Raw genomic sequence first — 14,410 nt, 5'->3', positions numbered from 1 at the left:
CTCCTTGGGACTGCGTTGCGCGACCATGTGGCGTGGCGGGACGCAGGATCAACCGTCTTTCCAGCTTGCGCGGCGGCGGCGGTTTCCTAGACTCGGGGCTGGGTTGCGCGAGGGGGGATAGCATGGGCCGACACGACGAGACGCGGGCGCTGATCCTGGGCGGAACGCAGGGCGTCGGCCTGGCCATCGCCGAGCGGCTGCGCGACGACGGCTGCACGCGCCTGGTGCTGACGGGGCGGGATGAGGCGAAAGGCGCGCAGGCCGCCGCGCGCGTCGGCGCACGCTTCGTCGCGTCGGACCTGATCGACACCGACGACACGGTGCGCGTTGTCGAGGACGCGGCGCGCGACCTGGGGCGGCTGGACGCGCTGGTGGTGGCCGGGGCGACGACGGACCGGGGCACGATCCTGGACACCACGCCCGAGCTTTTCGACCGGATCATGACGATCAACCTGCGCTCGCCCTATTTCGCGCTGCAACGCTTCGCGCAACTGGCCAAGGCCGCGGGCCACCCGGCGGCGGTGGTGAACATCCTGTCCATCGTGGTGCATGGCGGCCAGTCCTTCCTGTCGCCCTATGCCGCGTCGAAAGCCGCGCTGGCGCATGTGACGAAGAACGCGGGCCATACGCTGGCGCCCGACCGGATCCGGGTGAACGGGATCAACGTGGGCTGGATGGACACGCCGGGCGAGGACGCGGTGCAGCGCAAGTTCCACGGCGCGGGCGACGACTGGCTGGAGCGGGCCGAGGCGTCGCGGCCCATGGGCCAGCTGGTCAAGCCCGAACACGTGGCGGGGCTGGCGTCCTACCTGCTGAGCCACGAGGCGGGCGTGATGACCGGGGCGTGCGTGGATTTCGACCAGGTGGTGCCGGGGATGTATCCGGAATGAAGATCGTCGACACCCGTCACCCGTTCTATCGCCCGCTCTGGCGGCGCGTGGCGATCACGGGGTTCTGCATGCTCTGGACGGCGTTCGAGCTGTGGCAGGGCAATCACGGCTGGGCGGTGATCGTGGGCGGGATGGCGGCGCTCTGCGCCTACGAATTCTTCATCGCCTTTCCCAAGGACGACGACGCGTAAAAAGGGGCCCCCGAAGGGACCCCGTGAGTTTCGTCGATCAGGCTCATTCTGTTACCGCTCGATTTTATTTTCTGCCTGCGGCCTGATCCACGCCCAGAGTAGGCTCACCTACTCCGTGACCGTTCCGGGCGTCGGGCCATCTCGACCCGACGCCCGTATTTCCTAGCTGCACCCCGACGTCCCACCGCAGGTGTTGCACTTCATGCAGGTGCCGTTGCGCACCAGCGTGTAGTTGCCGCATTCGCCGCAGGGATCGCCCTCGTAGCCCTGCATCTTGGCCTTGGCGCGGGCATCCATCGTGACGGTGCCGGTGGCGAGCGCCGTTTCGCTGCTGGCCGCGACCACTTCGGCCACGTCCGAGATCACGCGTTCCATCGCGCCGCCCTGCATGACCAGGAACTCTTGCGGCGGGCGGTTGCGCAGGAAGCCGGTGGACGCGACCTGGCGCAGCACGTCCAGCGGCGACGTGCCGGTGCTGTCGGGCACGTCCGCGAAGTTGCGCTTGCCCTCTTCCTCGCCCCGGCCGAGATCGTCGAAGGACTGGCCTTCGGGCTTCACATGGGCCAGGTCGCTGCGGTCCAGGTAGCTGACCGCCAGCTCGCGGAAGATGTAGTCCAGGATCGACGTGGCGTTCTTGATCGTCTCGTTGCCCTGGACCATGCCGGCCGGCTCGAACCGGGTGAAGGTGAAGGCGTCGACGAATTCTTCCAGCGGCACGCCGTATTGCAGGCCCACCGACACCGCGATGGCGAAGTTGTTCATCATGGCGCGGAAGCCGGCACCTTCCTTGTGCATGTCGATGAAGATCTCGCCCAGCTTGCCGTCGCGGTATTCGCCGGTGCGCAGATACACCTTGTGGCCGCCGACGATGGCCTTCTGGGTATAGCCGCGCCGACGCTCGGGCAGCTTGTCGCGGCCGCGGGCCTTTTCGACCTCTTTCATCACGACCCGCTCGACGATCTTTTCGGCCAGGACGGTCGCCTTTTCCTGCGCCGAGCCGGTGGCGAGGATTTCCTCGGCTTCCTCGTCATCCTCGACCAGCGCCGAGGCCAGCGGCTGGCTGAGTTTCGAGCCGTCGCGGTAGAGCGCGTTGGCCTTCACCCCCAGCGACCACGACAGCTCGTAGGCGCGCTGGCAGTCCTCGATGGTGGCATCGTTGGGCATGTTGATCGTCTTGGAGATCGCGCCCGAGATGAAGGACTGCGCGGCGGCCATCATGTGGATGTGGCTGTCGACGCTGAGATACCGCTTGCCGGTCTTGCCGCAGGGATTGGCACAGTCGAAGATGTGGTAGTGCTCGACCTTCAGGTGCGGCGCGTTTTCCAGCGTCATGGTCCCGCAGACGTGGTCGTTGGCGCGGTCGATATCGGCGCGGGTGAAGCCCAGGTGCCGCAGCAGATCGAAGGCGGGATCGTTCAGCTTGGCGGCCGGGATGCCCAGCGTTTCGCGGCAGAACTCTTCGCCCAGCGTCCACTGGTTCATCACGAAGCGGATGTCGAAGGCCGAGGGCAGCGCGGTTTCGATCCTGTCGATCTCGGCCTGGCCGAAGCCGTGACCGATCAGCGCCTGGTGGTTGATGCCGGGCGCGTTGCCCAGCGTACCGTGGCCCACGGCGTGGCTGACGATCTCGGAGATCTGGGCGCTGCCGTAACCAAGGTTTTCCAGTGCTGCGGGCACGGACTGGTTGATGATCTTGAAATAGCCGCCACCGGCGAGCTTCTTGAACTTCACTAGGGCGAAGTCAGGCTCGATCCCGGTGGTGTCGCAATCCATGACCAGCCCGATGGTGCCGGTGGGCGCGATCACGCTGACCTGCGCGTTGCGGAACCCGTGCTTTTCGCCCAGCGCCAGCGCCTCGTCCCAGGCGGCCGTCGCCAGGTCCACCAGCGACGCGTCGGGGCAGTTGTCGTGGTCCAGCGGCACCGGCTTCACGTCCAGCGCATCGTAGCCGGACGCTTTGCCCTGGGCCGCGGTGCGGTGGTTGCGGATGACGCGCAGCATGTGCTCGGCGTTCTTGGCGTAACCGGGAAACGCGCCCAGCTCGCCCGCCATCTCGGCCGAGGTGGCGTAGGAAACGCCCGTCATCAGCGCGGTCAGGGCACCGCAAAGCGCACGGCCCTCGTCGCTGTCGTAGCCGTAGCCCATGTTCATCAGCAGGCCGCCGATATTGGCGTAACCCAGGCCCAGCGTGCGGAAGTCATAGCTGCGCTGGGCGATTTCCTTGGACGGGAATTGCGCCATCAGCACGCTGATCTCCAGCGTCACGGTCCAGAGCCGCGTGGCGTGCATGTAGTCGTCGGACTGGAACTGGCCGTCCTTCAGGAAAGTCAGCAGGTTCATGGATGCCAGGTTGCAGGCGGTGTCGTCCAGGAACATGTACTCGGAGCACGGGTTCGACCCGCGGATCGCGCCGTCTTCGGGGCAGGTGTGCCAGGCGTTGACGGTGTCGTGGTACTGGATACCGGGATCGGCGCAGGCCCAGGCGGCGTGGCCGACCTTTTCCCACAGGTCGCGCGCCTTGACGGTCTTGGCGACCTTGCCGCTGGTGCGGTTGATGAGATCCCAGTCGCCGTCGGTTTCCACCGCCTTCAGGAAGGCATCGGTCACGCGGATCGAGTTGTTGGAATTCTGCCCCGAGACCGAGTTGTAGGCCTCAGAGTCCCAATCCGTGTCGTAGGTCGGGAACTCGATCGACTCGTAACCCTGCTTGCCGTAATCCAGCACGCGCTTGATGTAGGTCTCGGGGATGGACACCTTCTTGGCGGCGCGGATCGCCGCTTTCAGGGTCTCGTTCTTCTTGGGGTCGTATGCATCGGCTTCGATCCCGTCCCAGGCCTTGAACGCGGCGAAGATGTCGTTGAGGTACTTCTCGTGCATCTTCGATCCGGCAACGATGCTGGCGACTTTCTGTTCTTCCAGCACCTTCCAGTCGATGAAGGCTTCGATGTCGGGGTGATCGGCGTCCACGATCACCATCTTCGCTGCTCGACGGGTTGTGCCGCCTGATTTGATCGCGCCGGCCGCCCGGTCGCCGATCTTGAGAAATCCCATGAGGCCCGACGACTTGCCGCCGCCCGACAGCGCCTCGCCCTCGGCCCGCAGGGACGAGAAGTTGGTGCCGGTGCCCGAGCCGTACTTGAACAGCCGCGCCTCGCGGACCCAGAGGTCCATGATGCCGCCGTCGTTCACCAGGTCGTCGCTGACCGACTGGATGAAGCAGGCATGGGGCTGCGGGTGCTCGTAGGAGGACTTGGACTTCGTGAGCTTGCCGGTCTTGTAGTCGACATAGTGGTGGCCCTGGGCCGGGCCGTCGATGCCGTAGGCCCAGTGCAGGCCGGTGTTGAACCACTGGGGCGAGTTCGGCGCGGCCTTCTGGGTGGCCAGCATGAAGCGCATTTCGTCGTAATAGGCGCGGGCGTCGGCTTCGGTGGTGAAATAGCCGCCCTTCCAGCCCCAATAGGCCCAGGCACCCGCCAGCCGGTCGAAGACCTGCTTCGACGAGGTCTCGCCGCCCATGACGGCGCCCTCTTCGGGGACCGAGCGCCACAGGAACTCGGGCACGCCCTTTTCCTTCACGCGCTTCAGGTTCGACGGGACACCCGCCTTGCGGAAATATTTCTGGGCGATGACGTCGCTGGCAACCTGGCTCCAGCTGGAGGGGACTTCGACCGCGTCGTTGCGAAAGACGACCGTGCCGTCAGGATTGCGGATCTCGGACACGGTGGTCGTGAAGTCCAGATCGGCATAGGCGTCCTGCCCGGCCTTGGTGAATCTGCGGTCGATTTTCATAAGAGCTGCCCCATCGTCAAAGTTTGTACGGCGCGTTTCGCGCTAAATGTCGTGCAAGGCGGTCGAGCGCAGACCGTAAGGGCGCCATTGGCCGGAGAGGGAGAAAACCCCGGCCCCTAGGTAGCGCCACTATATCTGGTGTTCGCCTGCCTTGCCAACACAAGGTGGCGCATTCGGCGGGATTCGGTCAACACGGAAATTTCACTTTTCCACAGCAATCTGAGGTGGCGGGAGATCCGGTCGCCCGCCCGGAATTCAAGTGCTGCGAGGCGTGTCCCGAAAAAGGCTTATGAATCAGCGGAATCCTGCCGGTCCGCGAATTACCGGTCGCGCCGCCGGTCCGAAAAATGCTGCGGGTGCGAAAGATGCAGGCCCGACACGCTGTGGGCAAATCTACAGTTTGCGGCTGAATTTGTGCGCAACGCTAAATCTGGGTGACGAATGGTCGGGGCGATAGGATTCGAACCTACGACCTACGGTACCCAAAACCGCCGCGCTACCAGGCTGCGCCACGCCCCGACTGCGCCCCTTTAGACCGGGGGCGCGGCTTTGGCAAACCCCGCTTAGGGCTTGGCACCGTCACAGGGCCAGGCCGCCACATCCTGCGGCAGCGCGGGGTGGCGCAGCTCGGTGCCCGGGACGATCCCCACCTGGCGCGCCAGCCCGCCGTTGATTTCCAGCACCGCCAGGATGTCGTCGCCCCCCGGGATCGACGTCAGGTCCCCGGGCACGGCGTTTTCGTGCACCTTCTGCACCGTTCCGGACGCATCCATGAAGATCATGTCCAGCGGAATCAGCGTGTTGCGCATCCAGAAAGACACCGGCTGGGAGCGCTCGTAGACAAACAGCATCCCCTGCCCCGCGGGCATGTCCTCGACGAACATCAGGCCTTGCGCGCGCTCGGCGGGATCGTCGGCCAGGTCGATGCGGAAGCGCGCCTGGCCGAAATCCCCGCGCAGCTCGACCGCGTCATCGCGGCAGGCGGCGCTGGCTGCGCCGCCGACAAGACTCAGTCCGACGACGGCTCGGACGAGCCATCCGCGGAATAGGCACTTTCCCATACACTCACCTGCGTCGCCAACCGTCCACGCTCGCCCTCGGCCACGCGGATCGCCACCGCTTCGCCCGGTTGCAGATCCGCCAGCGCCGAGCGGCGCAGAACTTCGATATGGATGAAGACATCTTCGCTGTCACCAAACACATTGGCAAACCCAAAGCCCTTGGCCCGGTCGAACCATTTGACGCGGGCGGGCTGCAGGGGGCCGCCTTCGAGCGAGTGATCGAAGGGAAGATCCCCCTCGGCGTGACCGTGGTCTTCGGGCGGGGCGGCTTCGACGTCCAGGATCTCGGTGGCCTGGTGGCCGCGGTGGGTTTCGACGATGCGCATCCGGATCTGCGAGCCGTCCGATACCGAGCTCTGCCCGAAATTCCGCAGGACATTCGCGTGCAGAAGGATGTCGCCCGACACCGTATCGCAGGTTACGAAACCGAACCCCTTGATCGAGTCGAACCACTTCACCCGACCGGTGACGATTTCCCCATCCGCGTGTATCTTGTCGGCCATACGAATCAACCGGGCCTTACGCCCGTCCCACTGTGATCTTCGGTGGGCGAACAGCCCGGCACCACTAATGGAATTGTTCCCCCAGCTTTACGCAGAGGGCGCTACGGGAAAAGGCGTTGCGCGGTCCACCTGACCAAATGTTCAGGTTTCACCCATTTTTCCCGGTCGTGAAGACGATGCTTTCCGTCCGCCCAGAACTCGAACTCGATCGGCCGAATGCGAAACCCGCCCCAATGGGGCGGACGCGGCGGATCTTCGCCGAAGCGTTCTCGTGCCTGTTCGATCCGCGCTTCGAGCGTTTCACGATCTTCAAGCGGATGCGACTGGCGTGATGCCCAGGCGCCCAAGCGGGACCCAAGGTCGCGCGAAGCGAAATAGGCATCGGCCCGAGCATCGTCCTGGCGGCTGACAAGACCCCTTACACGCACCTGCCGACGTGTCGTCTTCCAATGTAGCACGAAGGCTGCCTTGCCGCTATGGCCCAGTTCAACACCCTTTTGCGATCCGTAATTGGTGTAGAAGACAAAGGCGTCGTCCGCGATTTCCTTCAGAAGCACGATGCGCACATTGGGCATCCCGTCCGCATCGACGGTGGACAGCGCGATGGCGTTGGGGTCGTTGGGCTCGGTCCGCTCGGCGTCCGCCATCCAGTCGCGTGTCAACTGAAACGGATCGGACGCGTCGAAAATGCTGTCGGTCGCGGTCATGGCTTGGCGCCCTTCTCGGTGACTTGAAGCAATTCGTCGAATGGCCTAAGCCCTAGTGAAGTTAAGGTAATTGCCAAAGGGAAGCGGGATGTCAAACACTTTGATGGCGGGCAAGCGCGGGCTGATCATGGGCTTGGCCAATGACAAGTCCATCGCCTGGGGCATCGCCAAGGCCCTGGCGGATGCGGGCGCCGAACTGGCGTTCTCGTACCAGGGCGACGCGTTGAAAAAGCGGGTGGTCCCGCTGGCCGAAAAGCTGGGCTCGGACTTCGTGGTGCCCTGCAACGTGGCCGAGATGGACAGCATCGACGCCACCTTCGACGCCATTGCCGAGCGCTGGGGCAGCCTTGATTTCGTCGTCCACGCCATCGGCTTTTCCGACAAGGAGGAGCTGCGCGGACGCTACGTCGACACCAGCCGCGAGAATTTCCGCATGTCCATGGACATCTCGGTCTATTCCTTCACCGCCGTGATGCAGCGCGCCGAGAAGCTGATGACCAAGGGCGGATCGGCGCTGACCATGACCTATTACGGCGCCGAGCGGGTCATGCCGCATTACAACGTCATGGGCGTCGCCAAGGCCGCGCTGGAAGCATCGGTGCGCTACCTGGCCGAGGACCTGGGCAAGGACGGCATCCGCGTCAACGCCATCAGCGCGGGACCGATCAAGACGCTCGCGGCCAGCGGGATCGGCGATTTCCGCTACATCATGAAGTGGAACGAGTACAACTCGCCCCTGCGCCGCAATGTCAGCATCGACGACGTGGGCGGCTCGGCTTTGTATCTTCTCAGCGATTTGGGCTCGGGCACCACGGGCGAGGTTCTGCACGTGGATGCGGGCTATCACGTGGTGGGCATGAAGGCCGTCGACGCGCCCGACATGAGCAAGGACTGACCGGGTGGGTCTGTGGCCCTTCGTGGTCATCGCGCTGGCCCATCTTCTGGCGGCGATCAGTCCCGGCCCGGCCTTCGTTCTGAGTGTGCGCACGGCGGTCTCGGAAGGGTTCCGCCCGGCCGCGGGGCTGGCGCTTGGCTACGGGATGGCAGCCACGCTCTGGGCCTTCGCGGCCCTTGCGGGTCTGTCGCTGCTGTTCGACCGGGTGCCGCCGGTCTTCATCGCGTTGAAGGTCGCGGGCGGGCTGTTCCTGGTCTATCTGGGGATCACCATGTGGCGCCACGCCCGCGCGCCCCTGCCGCGGATCGACGAGGCTGCGGTGCCACTCGGCACGCTCGGTGCCGTGCAACTGGGCGCCGCCGCCATGCTGGCAAACCCCAAGCCCGCGATCTTCTTCGGCGCCGTTTTCGTGGGCCTCGTGCCCGTCACGGCGCTGCCTTGGGAAAAGGCGGCGATCCTCGTCAACGTGCTTTGGGTCGAAACCGCCTGGTACCTGGTCGTGGCCTGGGCGTTCTCACTGCCCCGCGCCCAGCGGGCCTATGCCTCGGCAAAGACGGCCTTGGACCGGACATTCGGTGGACTCCTTGCCGCGCTGGGGGCAAAAGTCGCGGCAGGCTGATAAGAGGGAAACGCCATGACCGACCGGCTGCCGCATGAGAAGGGCTTTCACGTCTCGTGGGACCAGATCCACCGCGATGCGCGCGCGCTGGCGTGGCGGCTGGATGGGCTCGGGCCCGACGGCGAGGCGGGCGAACAGGGCGGCGGGTGGCGCGCGGTGGTGGCGATCACCCGCGGCGGCATGGCGCCCGCGATGATCGTCGCGCGCGAGCTCGACATCCGCACCGTCGACACGATCAGCGTGAAAAGCTACGACCACCAGGCGCAATCCGAGGCGCATGTGCTGAAATCCCCAGATGCAAAGATGATGGGCGACGGCACCGGCATCCTGATCATCGATGACCTTGTGGACAGCGGCAAGACGCTGGAGCTGGTGCGCGCGCTCTATCCCAACGCCCATTTCGCGACGGTCTACGCCAAGCCCAGCGGCCGCCAGCAGGTCGATACCTTCGTCACCGAAGTCAGCCAGGACACCTGGATCTTCTTTCCCTGGGACATGGCGATGCAATACGTCCCACCCTATCGCGGCCAGGATTGACGCGAAAAGGGCAGAGCGTCGCGCGCCCTGCCCCGTCTTTGTTCTTGGAAATATCCACCTTTCGGCGGCACGCCGGTCAGGCGTGATCCAGTTCCTCTTTCACGATCTTCTCGATGTCGTCGATCGAGTGATTGGTCAGCGTCTTGTCGATCTCGGCGATGACCTTGCTGCTGACCTCCTGGTGCAGGTTGTCGCGCAGCTCGCCCAAGATGTTCGGCCCGGCGACCAGAACGATGCTGTCGAAGGCGCCGCGATGGGCCCGCTTGTAGAGCATGTCGGCCAGGTCGCTGGCGAACCGCTCTTTTTGCAATTCGTGCCAATCGGTGTCGTCAAAGGCCGAGCGCTGGCCCGCGTTCTCGGCGCCGCCCGCGCCATCGGCCATGCGGCCGCGGCGGTTCGCCGATTGCTCGCGGTCGGGCGGATTTTCCTGCTCTTCCTTGGTCAGGACGGTCAGGTACGGGTTCTCGTGATCGGTCTGGTTTTCCAGGATCAGCGCCTTTTCACCGTCGGCGATCAGCACCCAGGTGCCTTGGGTCAGCTTGGCCATACTAGTCGTCCCCGCCGGTGCCATGATGGCCACCCAGGTTGCCTTCGCCCTTCTCGTCCGACTTGGTGACGCGGGTCGCGCCCTCGCCGTGCTTGGCTGTGTTTTCCAGGTCGCGCGTGCCGACCTTGCGCTCCAGCGCGCCGTCCGAGCGGCCCTGATGCGACGGTGCCGCGGCCTCGTCGGTGAATTTCTCGGTTTCCTTGACGCCGTCCTTGGATCGTTGACGCTCGGCCATGGCCTGTCTCCTCGTTCTTGTGATTCAAAGGCTCAACACGGGCCTTCAGTCATATGTTCCGCGAAACGAAGCGGGGCCCGCCCATCAGGCGCGCCCCGAATTTTCGCCGAAAATTCGCGCCCTACATGCGCGACGCGACGTTTTCCCAGTTCACCAGGTTGTCCAGGAAGTTGGTCAGGTAACCGGGCCGCTTGTTGCGGAAGTCGATGTAATAGGCGTGCTCCCACACATCACAGCCCAGAAGCGCGGTCTGGCCGAAGCAGACCGGGTTCACGCCGTTCTCGGTCGACGTGACCTTCAGGCTGCCATCGGTATCCTTGACGAGCCAGGCCCAGCCCGATCCGAACTGTCCGCCGCCGGCCGCGGCGAAGTCGTCCTTGAATTTCTGGACCGACCCGAAGCTGTCGGTCAGCGCCTTTTCGACCTCGGACGGCATCTTGCTGTCCTCGCCGCTCATCATTTCCCAGAACTGGCAGTGGTTCCAGTATTGCGAGGCGTTGTTGAACAGCCCCGACTGCGCCACGGCGCCCTTGTCGTAGGTGCCGGCGATGATCTCCTCGATGGATTTGCCTTCCCACTGGGATCCCTTGACCATCTCGGCGGTCTTGTCGGCATAGGCCTTGTGGTGAATGTCGTGGTGGTATTCCAGCGTCTCGCGGCTCATGCCCTTGTCGGCCAGCGCGTCGTGCGAATACGGAAGATCGGGAAGTTCGAAAGCCATGGTGTCCCTCCTGACGGGTTGATTTCAACGCGATGGGCGCAGGGCCTTCGGGCCGCGCGCCGACATCGGTTCAGTATGGAAACAAGCTAGCGCGACAGATGTTCCGGAACAGACCGCCGCCGGTCTATTCCGGACTCACGCGGCGAAAGTCAGCCCGAGCCCGATGAAGACGGCAAGAAACACGGTTTCGGCGGCCAGGATGCCCACGGCTTTCGGTCCCACGTTCAGGATCTGCTGCGGCACGGTGCGCAGGCCCACGGCGGCGATGGCCGCCAGCAGCGCCCAGCCCGACGCGGCCGAGGCCGGGGCGACGACGAAGCTGGGCAGCAACCCCAGCGAATTGAGCACGGCCAGCCCCACGAAGCCCGCCACGAAGGTGGGCACCAGCGGCGGACGGCCGCCCTCGGGGTCGGGCTCGACATTGCGGGCCCGGATCACCAGGCCCGCGATCACCACCACGGGTGCCAGCATCAACACGCGCAGAAGCTTCACCAGTGTCGCCGTCACCCCTGCCTCGTCCGAGATCGAGTAGCCCGCGCCGACCACCTGCGCCACGTCATGCACGGTGGCGCCGATGAACATGCCCGCCTGCCGGTCGTCCCATCCGAAACCCCCGGTCAAGACCGGATAGATCACCATGGCCAGCGTCGACAGCACGGTGACGCCCACGACGGTAAAGATCAGCCGCTCGTCGGACCTGTCGTCCTTGGGCAGGATCGCGGCGATGGCCATGGCGGCCGACGCGCCACAGATTGCGACCGCACCCGCAGACAGGAAGGCGAAGCGGTTCTTGAAGCCGAAGAGCCGCGAGACGGCGAAGCCGAAGCCGATGGTCAGCGCCGTCGCGACCACGACCAGCGCCACCACGGCCCAGCCAAGCGAGCCGAGCACATCGGCGCTGATCCGCACGCCCAGCAGCGCCACGCCGATCCTGAGCACGGTTTTGGCGCCGAACTCGATCCCGGGACGCGATCGCGGATCTTCGGACAGGAAGTTCATGGCGATCCCGAAAAGCAACGCCAGCAGCATGGCGGGCGCGCCGTAATGCTCGGCCACGAAGCTGCTGGCCAACGCGATCACGGTGACGATCAGCAGTCCGGGGATCAGCGACTTGGCGTGGCCCATCCGGTCCGGCGCAGTGCGTGCTGGGGCGTCGGTCATGACTCTCCGGCCAGGTCCCTGGCGGCTTGCAGGTATTGGGCAGGCACGTCGATGCCCTGTTCCGTGGCGCGGGCCAGCGCGGCGAAACGGCGGGTGCCGGGAAGGCGCGCGCCTTCCAGCGCGGCGATGGTGCCCAAAAGCGATTCCAGCCGTGCGGCGAAGCCGTCGGCGTCGCCGGGGCGAAGTGCCAGAAGGAATTGCCCGGTGCCGGGCCGGGGGCCATCGGCGGTGAAGAACGACCCTGCCTCGCGGCTGGCATGGGCGCCGGTCAGGGTGGCGGCCAGGATCTCGACCATCAGCGCCAGCGCGGTGCCCTTGGCGCCGCCGATGGGCGCCATGGTGCCCTTCAGCGCGGCCTCGGCGTCGGTGGTGGGGTTTCCTTGGCCGTCGAAGGCCCAGCCTTCGGGGATGGGCTGGCCGGATTTTTTGGCATGCATCACCTTGCCGCGCGCCACCTTCGACAGCGACAAATCGATGACCAACGGGGCCGCGCCCTTGCGCGGTGCGGCAAACGCGATGGGATTGGTGCCGAAGACCGGCATCCGCGCGCCCCAGGGCGCAATGGCGGCGGGCGCGTTGGCGACCATCAGGCCCACCAGCCCCGCCTGCGCGATCTTTTCCACCTGCACCGACAGCGCGCCGCAATGGTGCGAGCGGCGGATGGCGACGGACGCGGTGCCGTGGGCCTTGGCGGCGGCGATCACGCTGTCGATGGCGAGATCCAGCGCCGGGTAGGCGAAGCCGAAGCCTGCGTCGATTTCCAGCGCCGTGCCCTCCGACACGACCAGTTCGGGCACGGCGTCCGCGACGACCTTGCCGGTCGCCGCCTGCGCCGCGTAATCGGACACCCGCGAAAAGCCGTGGCCGGACTGGCCTTCGGCTTCGGCGGCGACCAGCGCGCGCGCGACGGACGCGGCGGCGGAATCGCCCGCGCCGCATTTCGCGAAGACGCGGGTCAGCAGGTCGGTGGCCTCGTCAAGGCTCAGGCGTTCTGTTTCGGGCATGGAGTTTCCAGTTGGGTGGATCGCCCCCGCGAAGGGGCGATCGGGACCAGAATCAGGCGCTGCGATAAAGCTTCGTCATCGAGAATTCGCGGTGACCCAACGCCTCGGCGGCCGTGTAGCGGCCATTGGCGGTGCGGCGGATGCATTCGATCAGCTCGTCACCGGCCTCGTCGATGGTCATCTCGCGCCGCAGGATGCCCGACACGTCCACGTCCACATGCTCGGACATGGTGCGCACGGTGCGCGGGTTCGCGGTGATCTTGATGACCGGCACGATGGGGTTACCGACCACGTTGCCCTGCCCGGTGGGGAAGGTGTGGATCACGGCGCCACCGGCGGCCATGAGCGTCACGCATTCGGCCGCGGCGGAGGATGAATCCATGAAATAAAGGCCATTGCCCGATTTCGGCGCCTCGGCCGGCTCAAGGATGTCAATATATTGCGACGTGCGGCCGATCTTTTCCAGGTTGCCCAGCGCCTTTTCCTCGATGGTGGTCAGGCCGCCTTCGATGTTGCCCTTGGTGGGCTGGCTGTCGGACAGGTCATCCGTCTGGTGCGCGAAGATCACGTCCTCGGAATAGGCCTTCCACATCTTGTACCACCGCTCGCCCACCTCTTCGTTGATGGCGCGCTTCTGGCAGATATGCTCGGCGCCGGTGATCTCGGACGTCTCGCCGAAGAAGCCGGTGATGCCCTCGGGCAGCAGCTTGTCGTACATGTTGCCGACCGTGGGGCACGAGCCCAGGCCCGTGGTCGTGTCGGATTCGCCGCACTTGGTGGACACCCACAGTTCGGAGATCGAACATTCCTCGCGCTGCATCTCGGTCGCCTGGTGGACGAAGTCCTTGGCGGCCCAGCTGGCTGCGCGGATCGTCTCGAAATCGCCCTTCTGCTCGATGCTGAACTCGGCCACGGGCTTGCCGGTCTCGCGGATGCCGTCGGCGATGCGCTTGGTCCAGCCCGGCTCGATCCCGATGACGACGACGGCGGCGACGTTGGGATTGGCGCCCGCGCCGATGATGGTGCGGAAATGGACCTCGAGATCCTCGCCGAACTGCAGGCGGCCATAGGCGTGAGGGATCGCCATCGTGCCCTTCACGTTGTTGGCGACCGCTTCGCAGGCGGCGTTCGAGATGTCGTCGACGGGCAGAATGACGACGTGGTTGCGCACGCCCACGCGGCCGTTTTCGCGGCGGTAGGCCTGGACGGTGATGTTGGAATATTTCGATGCCATTTCAGTGGCTCCTTACCAGCGCTTCGTTTTGCAATTGTGGGTGTGGACGTGGTGGCCCTTGGGAATGTCGGCGATGATCTTGCCGATGTCCTCGCCGTATTTGATGGCGGTGTCCCCCTCCTTCAGGTCCTTCAGCGCGATCTTGTGACCGATGGGCACGTCGGCCTCGGATTTCAGGCGGAAGGTCGAATTGTCATGGGTGACGCAGCACAGCATGTCGGTGCCCTTGGTCAGCCCCTCGACGACGACGACGCCCACGTTGTCATCGTGCTCGTGGACCAGAAGGTGTGGAATTTCAGCCATTTGTCTCTCCTTT

General features: G+C 65.2%; 16 protein-coding genes and 1 tRNA gene. 5 read left to right on the top strand and 12 right to left on the bottom strand.

The genetic code is table 11. The annotated features are described in order from the left end of the window. Nucleotides 1–122 precede the first annotated feature (122 nt). Both ILP92_RS04300 and ILP92_RS04295 read left to right on the top strand, forming a co-directional pair. Nucleotides 123–890, top strand: a complete 768-nt coding sequence (locus ILP92_RS04300) for an SDR family oxidoreductase (protein WP_198915131.1) — start codon at nucleotides 123–125, stop codon at nucleotides 888–890. Beyond that, complete coding sequence (locus ILP92_RS04295) at nucleotides 887–1,081, top strand: hypothetical protein (RefSeq protein WP_198915130.1); 195 nt, start codon at nucleotides 887–889, stop codon at nucleotides 1,079–1,081. The genes ILP92_RS04300 and ILP92_RS04295 overlap by 4 nt, the downstream gene beginning before the upstream one ends. Before the next feature lie 162 nt (nucleotides 1,082–1,243). Here the strand turns inward: ILP92_RS04295 and ILP92_RS04290 are convergent, their stop codons facing one another. The 5 genes from ILP92_RS04290 to pdxH form a co-directional block, all read right to left on the bottom strand. Next, nucleotides 1,244–4,870, bottom strand: a complete 3,627-nt coding sequence (locus ILP92_RS04290) for a vitamin B12-dependent ribonucleotide reductase (protein ID WP_198915129.1) — start codon at nucleotides 4,868–4,870, stop codon at nucleotides 1,244–1,246. A 442-nt stretch (nucleotides 4,871–5,312) separates the two neighbouring features. Continuing rightward, nucleotides 5,313–5,389: transfer RNA gene (locus ILP92_RS04285), tRNA-Pro, on the bottom strand. Between the two features lie 44 nt (nucleotides 5,390–5,433). After that, complete coding sequence (locus tag ILP92_RS04280; protein WP_198915128.1) at nucleotides 5,434–5,931, bottom strand: DUF192 domain-containing protein; 498 nt, start codon at nucleotides 5,929–5,931, stop codon at nucleotides 5,434–5,436. Further along, nucleotides 5,880–6,434, bottom strand: a complete 555-nt coding sequence (locus ILP92_RS04275) for a cold-shock protein (RefSeq protein WP_198915127.1) — start codon at nucleotides 6,432–6,434, stop codon at nucleotides 5,880–5,882. Before ILP92_RS04275 ends, ILP92_RS04280 begins: the two co-directional genes overlap by 52 nt. A gap of 101 nt (nucleotides 6,435–6,535) precedes the next feature. Next, nucleotides 6,536–7,141, bottom strand: coding sequence for a pyridoxamine 5'-phosphate oxidase (pdxH, locus tag ILP92_RS04270; RefSeq protein ID WP_198915126.1), 606 nt, complete (start codon nucleotides 7,139–7,141; stop codon nucleotides 6,536–6,538). An 88-nt stretch (nucleotides 7,142–7,229) separates the two neighbouring features. Between pdxH and fabI the strand changes: the two genes are divergently transcribed. The 3 genes from fabI to gpt are packed head-to-tail and all read left to right on the top strand — an operon-like array spanning nucleotide 7,230 to nucleotide 9,192. Further along, complete coding sequence (fabI, locus tag ILP92_RS04265; protein ID WP_198915125.1) at nucleotides 7,230–8,036, top strand: enoyl-ACP reductase FabI; 807 nt, start codon at nucleotides 7,230–7,232, stop codon at nucleotides 8,034–8,036. A gap of 4 nt (nucleotides 8,037–8,040) precedes the next feature. Beyond that, the gene (locus ILP92_RS04260; RefSeq protein WP_198915124.1) at nucleotides 8,041–8,655 is read left to right on the top strand and encodes a LysE family translocator; all 615 of its coding nucleotides are present in this window, start codon (nucleotides 8,041–8,043) and stop codon (nucleotides 8,653–8,655) included. A gap of 15 nt (nucleotides 8,656–8,670) precedes the next feature. Continuing rightward, a complete protein-coding gene (gene gpt / locus ILP92_RS04255) occupies nucleotides 8,671–9,192 on the top strand; it encodes a xanthine phosphoribosyltransferase (RefSeq protein ID WP_198915123.1) in 522 nt (173 codons plus the stop codon). Between the two features lie 76 nt (nucleotides 9,193–9,268). On the opposite strand, the gene ILP92_RS04250 is transcribed toward gpt, so the two are convergent. From ILP92_RS04250 to ILP92_RS04220, 7 genes are all read right to left on the bottom strand, one after another. Then, entirely contained in the window at nucleotides 9,269–9,739 is a 471-nt protein-coding gene (locus ILP92_RS04250; protein WP_198915122.1) for a host attachment family protein, read from the bottom strand. A gap of 1 nt (nucleotide 9,740) precedes the next feature. After that, nucleotides 9,741–9,974, bottom strand: coding sequence for a hypothetical protein (locus ILP92_RS04245; protein ID WP_198915121.1), 234 nt, complete (start codon nucleotides 9,972–9,974; stop codon nucleotides 9,741–9,743). 121 nt (nucleotides 9,975–10,095) lie between these two features. Next, the gene (locus ILP92_RS04240; protein ID WP_198915120.1) at nucleotides 10,096–10,695 is read right to left on the bottom strand and encodes a superoxide dismutase; all 600 of its coding nucleotides are present in this window, start codon (nucleotides 10,693–10,695) and stop codon (nucleotides 10,096–10,098) included. Nucleotides 10,696–10,830: 135 nt separating this feature from the next. After that, nucleotides 10,831–11,856, bottom strand: coding sequence for a YeiH family protein (locus tag ILP92_RS04235; protein ID WP_198915119.1), 1,026 nt, complete (start codon nucleotides 11,854–11,856; stop codon nucleotides 10,831–10,833). After that, nucleotides 11,853–12,860 (bottom strand): Ldh family oxidoreductase, encoded by a 1,008-nt coding sequence (locus ILP92_RS04230; RefSeq protein ID WP_198915118.1) that lies wholly within the window; start codon nucleotides 12,858–12,860, stop codon nucleotides 11,853–11,855. Before ILP92_RS04230 ends, ILP92_RS04235 begins: the two co-directional genes overlap by 4 nt. A 52-nt stretch (nucleotides 12,861–12,912) precedes the next feature. Next, nucleotides 12,913–14,094 carry a UxaA family hydrolase gene (locus ILP92_RS04225; RefSeq protein ID WP_198915117.1) on the bottom strand — a complete coding sequence of 394 codons (1,182 nt, stop codon included), beginning with the start codon at nucleotides 14,092–14,094 and terminating at the stop codon, nucleotides 12,913–12,915. 12 nt (nucleotides 14,095–14,106) lie between these two features. Continuing rightward, nucleotides 14,107–14,397: a UxaA family hydrolase gene (locus tag ILP92_RS04220; RefSeq protein ID WP_198915116.1), complete on the bottom strand. Its 291-nt coding sequence runs from the start codon at nucleotides 14,395–14,397 to the stop codon at nucleotides 14,107–14,109. Between the last annotated feature and the right edge of the window lie 13 nt (nucleotides 14,398–14,410).

Origin of the sequence: Palleronia pontilimi (genome assembly GCF_016412875.1) — a bacterium.
GTDB lineage: Bacteria > Pseudomonadota > Alphaproteobacteria > Rhodobacterales > Rhodobacteraceae > Palleronia > Palleronia pontilimi.
This window is presented reverse-complemented; position numbering and strand designations above follow the sequence as displayed.